Annotated in this window: 6 protein-coding genes and 1 pseudogene; 2 read left to right on the plus strand and 5 right to left on the minus strand. The window is 67.8% G+C overall.

Annotated elements, in window-relative coordinates; genetic code table 11:
- Positions 1–528 (minus strand): division plane positioning ATPase MipZ (locus Q0R27_RS08750; RefSeq protein ID WP_293943418.1); only part of this gene is annotated, 528 nt, incomplete at its 3' end.
- A gap of 56 nt (positions 529–584) precedes the next feature.
- Between Q0R27_RS08750 and panC the strand changes: the two genes are divergently transcribed.
- Together panC and Q0R27_RS08760 are read left to right on the plus strand one after the other, a co-directional pair.
- Positions 585–1,433 (plus strand): pantoate--beta-alanine ligase, encoded by an 849-nt coding sequence (gene panC / locus Q0R27_RS08755; protein ID WP_293943420.1) that lies wholly within the window; start codon positions 585–587, stop codon positions 1,431–1,433.
- Positions 1,434–1,524: 91 nt separating this feature from the next.
- Positions 1,525–1,830: an SEL1-like repeat protein gene (locus tag Q0R27_RS08760; RefSeq protein ID WP_293943422.1), complete on the plus strand. Its 306-nt coding sequence runs from the start codon at positions 1,525–1,527 to the stop codon at positions 1,828–1,830.
- 24 nt (positions 1,831–1,854) lie between these two features.
- Here Q0R27_RS08760 and pal read toward each other — a convergent pair whose 3' ends face one another.
- From pal to Q0R27_RS08780, 4 genes and pseudogenes are all read right to left on the minus strand, one after another.
- Positions 1,855–2,370: a peptidoglycan-associated lipoprotein Pal gene (gene pal / locus Q0R27_RS08765; RefSeq protein WP_293943423.1), complete on the minus strand. Its 516-nt coding sequence runs from the start codon at positions 2,368–2,370 to the stop codon at positions 1,855–1,857.
- A 21-nt stretch (positions 2,371–2,391) separates the two neighbouring features.
- A complete protein-coding gene (tolB, locus tag Q0R27_RS08770) occupies positions 2,392–3,726 on the minus strand; it encodes a Tol-Pal system beta propeller repeat protein TolB (RefSeq protein WP_366080106.1) in 1,335 nt (444 codons plus the stop codon).
- A gap of 2 nt (positions 3,727–3,728) precedes the next feature.
- Positions 3,729–4,508: a hypothetical protein gene (locus Q0R27_RS08775; protein WP_293943428.1), complete on the minus strand. Its 780-nt coding sequence runs from the start codon at positions 4,506–4,508 to the stop codon at positions 3,729–3,731.
- Positions 4,505–4,624: pseudogene (locus Q0R27_RS08780) on the minus strand (protein TolR); the annotation flags it as partial. The gene Q0R27_RS08775 and the pseudogene Q0R27_RS08780, both read right to left, overlap by 4 nt.

The following is a 4,624-nucleotide window of genomic DNA, read 5'->3' on the forward strand; positions in this document are numbered from 1 at the left end:
CCGATCTTTGCGAAGCACGACCCAGTCGACGCTCTTGCCGGTGTCGCGGGCGCGCTGGGTGCGGCTGTTCCAGATCAGTTCGGCATAGAAACTAGGCTTGGTGACCTTGAAACTGTCGGGATCGACCTGGCCGATCAGGTCGAGATCGACGAAGCTGTCGTTCATCGGCGTGACCAGCGTGTCGGCGCGAAGGATCGCGGCACGCGCGACCGGATCGTCGCGCCCGGGCGTGTCGATGACGATCACGTCGGCGGCGGACGAGAGGCGGTCGAGCGCAGCGGCGAGGCCGGCATCATCCTGCTGCTCGAGCACTTCGAACGCCGGTTGCGGAAGCGCTACGTCGAGCCGCTTGATCGTCGCGGCGCGATTGTCGAGGTAGCGGGTCATCGTCCGCTGGCGCTGGTCGAGATCGAGCGCGCCGACGCGGTGGCCCGACGCGGCGAGCGCGATCGCGGTGTGGACTGCGGTGGTCGATTTGCCCGTACCGCCCTTTTCATTGGCGAAGACGATGAAATGCGGTTGGCTCATTGCGGCCCCGGCCCCCTGAAACTAATGGACTCCACTCTACCGGAGGGGGGAAATCCTTGCAAATCATCCGTGACTTAGCGGCGTTACACCCGGCGATTGCAGCGTTGCGGGCCAAGGGAAGGGCCGGCCACGAGCAGATGGCGCTCGTTCCGACGATGGGCGCGCTCCATGCCGGGCACATGGCACTGGTCGCCGAGGGGCGGCGGCGGGCAAGCCAAGTGGTGGCGACGATCTTCGTCAATCCGCTTCAGTTCGGGGCGAACGAGGATCTCGACCGCTATCCGCGGCGCGAGGCGGAAGATCTGGCGATGCTCGACGAGGCGGGGTGCGACCTCGTCTGGTTGCCGACCGCGGATCAGCTGTATCCGCCCGGTTTCGCGACCAATATCACCATCGCCGGGATCAGCGAGTTGTGGGACGGTGCGGCGCGGCCGGGGCATTTCGACGGGGTCGCGACGGTGGTGGCCAAGCTGCTGATCGCGACGCTGCCCGACGTCGCACTGTTCGGGGAGAAGGATTACCAGCAGCTGGCGGTGATCCGCCGGCTGGTCGCCGACCTGGGGCTGCCAATCGAGGTCGCGGGGGTAGCGATCGTGCGCGATGCCGACGGGTTGGCGCTGTCGTCGCGCAACATGTATCTATCGAGCGATGAGCGGGGGCGGGCGGTGGCACTGCCCCAAGCGCTGAATGCCGCGCGCGATGCGATACGCGCTGGTACGCCAGTCGAGGATGCGCTTGGTGCGGCGCGCGATACGCTTGCCGCAGCGGGGTTCACGGACATCGACTATGTCGCGCTGGTCGATGCAGCGTCGCTCGAGCCGCTCGCGACGCTGAGCGGCGAGGCGCGGCTGGCGGCGGCGGCGAAGCTCGGGAAGACGCGGCTGATCGACAATATCGCAGTGTAATCCGGGGACGCTGGCGAGGTATTTACCGCGTTAACCATTTGTTCGCAGTTGGGGGCTGAAAGTCTGGTCATCAGGGACAGGGGTTCAACAGATGGCTGCGATTTCACAGAAGAGTGCCGATTTCCTCCTCCGCAGTCGGCTTGCCGATGCCGAGCGCGGCGATGTCGAGGCGCTGTTCGAACTGGGTGTGTGCTACTCGACGGGCCGCGGGGGCATCGCGGTCGACCTCGTCGAGGCGCACAAATGGTTCAACCTCGGCGCATTGTCGGGCGATACGCGCTCGCAGCAATGCCGGGCGGAAATCTCGATCGAGATGACCGCGCGCGAGATCGCCGAGGCGCAGCGCCAGGCGCGCTCGTGGCTGGCGGTCAGCGGCGGTCAGAAATACGCGGCGTGATTCCTCCCGCGACGCGGGCAACGGTTACTTGACGACCACCGTCACTTCGCGCCGGTTCTGAGCCCAGGCGCTTTCGTCCGCTCCAGTCGCGACGGGCTTTTCCTTGCCCCAGCTGGTGACCAACAGGCGGGTCGCCGGCACCCCTTGCGCCACCAGATAATCGCGCGCCGTATTGGCCCGCCGCTCGCCCAGCGCCATATTATATTCACGCGTGCCGCGCTCGTCGGCATGGCCTTCGATCGAGGCGCGGACGGAGGGGTTCGCCAGCAGCCACTTGGCCTGAGCGGTCAGCGTGGTGCGCGACGGGCCGTCGACGTCCGACTTGTCGGTTCCGAAATAGATCGTGTCCGATCCCGCCTTGGCGATGAGGTCGGCCTGCGATCCGGGGAGTTCGACGAGGCCGACATCCTCCTCGTTGGCGGTGGTCGGCGCGGTCTGGGTCGCGACCGGCGGAGTGGTCGTGACCGCCTTGTCGCGGCGGGCGCAGGCGCCGGTCGCTAGCAGTGCGGCGACGAGAGCGAGGCTGATGGTCTTGCGCATGGGGAAATCTCCTTGTGAGGCTTAGCGCTGGAGCGGCGACCAGCTGGGGTCGCTGCCGTCCTGGGGGGTGGGCAGGCGGCGCGGATTGCCGCCGTTGATGTTGACCGCATAGAGGCTGGTCTGGCCGGTGCTGCCCTGGCGGATGCGGTTGAACATGACGAACTGGCCGTTGGGCGCCCAGCTCGGCTCCTCGTCCTGCCACGCGTCGGTGAGCAGGCGTTCAGCCCCGCCCGACGGGGTCATCACGCCGATGCGGAACTGGCCGGCGATCTTGGTGAAGGCGATAAGGTCGCCGCGCGGGCTCCACGTCGGCGAGGCAAAGCGGCCGCCGCCGAAGCTGATCCGCTTCTGGCCCGATCCGTCGGCGTTCATGACATAGAGCTGCTGGGTGCCCGAGCGGTCGCTTTCGAACACGATACGGCTGCCGTCGGGCGAGTAGCTTGGCGAGGTATCGGCGCCCGGCGTGTCGGTCAGCCGGCGCGGGATGCCGCCGTCGGCGTCGACGACATAGAGGTCGGTATTGCCGCCCGCCGCCATCGAGAAGACGACCTGCCGGCCGTTGGGCGAAAAGCGCGGGGCGAAGGTCAGGACGAGGCCGGGGACGAGGCTGCGCTCGGTACCGCTCGCGACGTCCATAATCATCACGCGCGGGCGGCGGCCGGCGGTGGTCATGTAGACCAGCTTGTCGCCGCGCGGGGAAAAGCGCGGGGTGGTGACGGTCGCCGACCCGGAGGTCAGGTAGCGGTGGTTCGAGCCATCGGAATCCATGATCGCGATGCGTTTTATGCGGCGGTTCTTGGGGCCGCTCTCGGCGACATAGACGACGCGGGTATCGAGGAAACCGCTCTCGCCCGACAGCCGCGAATAGACGGTGTCGGCGCATTTATGCGCGGCGCGGCGCCAGTCGGTCGCGGCGACGGCGAACCCCTGGCGTGTCAACTCGCGCCCGGCGGCGACGTCGTGGAGGTAACAGCCGACGGTGATCCGCCCGTCGCCGCGTGCCTCGACATAGCCGGTGACGAGCTGTGCCGCGCCGGCGCTGCGCCACGTCGCGTAAGTGGGCGCGCCGGCCTCGGCATAGCTGTAGGCGCCGATCCCGTCGGGGCCGAGCGGGGTGAACAGCCCGGTCGCGCGAAGGTCGGCGGCGACGACTTCGGCGACCAGGCGACCGAGCGCGGCGGTCGGGCCGGCGGCGGTGTCGGCGGGCGCCGGGGTCGGCATCGCGGGGACGGCGATGGCGGTGACGGCTTTTATGCTGCCCCCGACGATATCGACTTCGACCGGAGGCGCCTCCTGCGCGGCAGAAGCTGTGGCCAATAAAAGCGCAGCCGCGGCGGCAAAGCGAAGTTTATCCATCCTCATTTCACCTTGTACTTGATCGTGATGTTGCCCCAGCCGCCGCTTGGGGTCTGGTAGAGTTCGGCAGGGAGTCGGAGCGGACTGCAGTCGGCATACACCCTGCGAGCCTGATCCTTCACCACGTCGACGTAGCGCGAGTTGTCGTCGTCGATCCCGCTGGGACTTCCGACAAGCGTGGGCGGCTGCGTAAGTCTACCTGAACGGTCGAGCCTCAAATTGAGACTGAGCTGGATACGATTTGCTCCTTCGCCGATAAACGGTTGTCGGCTCGCGCACGGTTGTATCTGGCGCGCAATCGCTGCCGACACGCTGGTCTTTGCGACCGCGTCGAAGACCACCGCTGCGGGCTTGGTTTGTGAGGCAGTCGCAGGAGCGTCGGCGATGCCCTTGAGGAAATCAGCGCCAATGCGCGAGACCTTTGGCTGGGCCTTGGCCGGTGCCGATCTGGCCGGCGCGGGGCGATCGGCGACGGGGCGCGGCAGGGTCGGCGTGACGCGCGGCGCGGGGAGCGGAGTGACCGTCGGTGTCGGCGGCGTTGGCGCGACCTCGGGTGAAGGGGCGACGGCCTGTTGAGGCGCCTGACTCGGCGGCGGCGGGACGGCGAGCGGGCTTGGCGCGGACGGGGTCAGCCCGACCTCGTCGACCAACTCGACCTCCATCGGCGGCGGTTCGGAATATTGCGCGACATGGGCGAGGCTGAGCGACAGCGCGGCAATCAGCGCGGCGTGGAAGGCCAGCGCGGCACCGGTGCCGGCGAGCTCGGCGCGGTCGATCTTCATGGCACTTGCTCGCCAACCGAGACGAGCGCGACGCGGTTGAGGCCGGCGCGGTTGAGTTCGCCCATCACCTTCATCACCCGGCCATAATCGAGGCTGCGGTCGGCGCGCAGGTAGAT

This window comes from Sphingomonas sp. (genome assembly GCF_025362505.1).
GTDB lineage: Bacteria > Pseudomonadota > Alphaproteobacteria > Sphingomonadales > Sphingomonadaceae > Sphingomicrobium.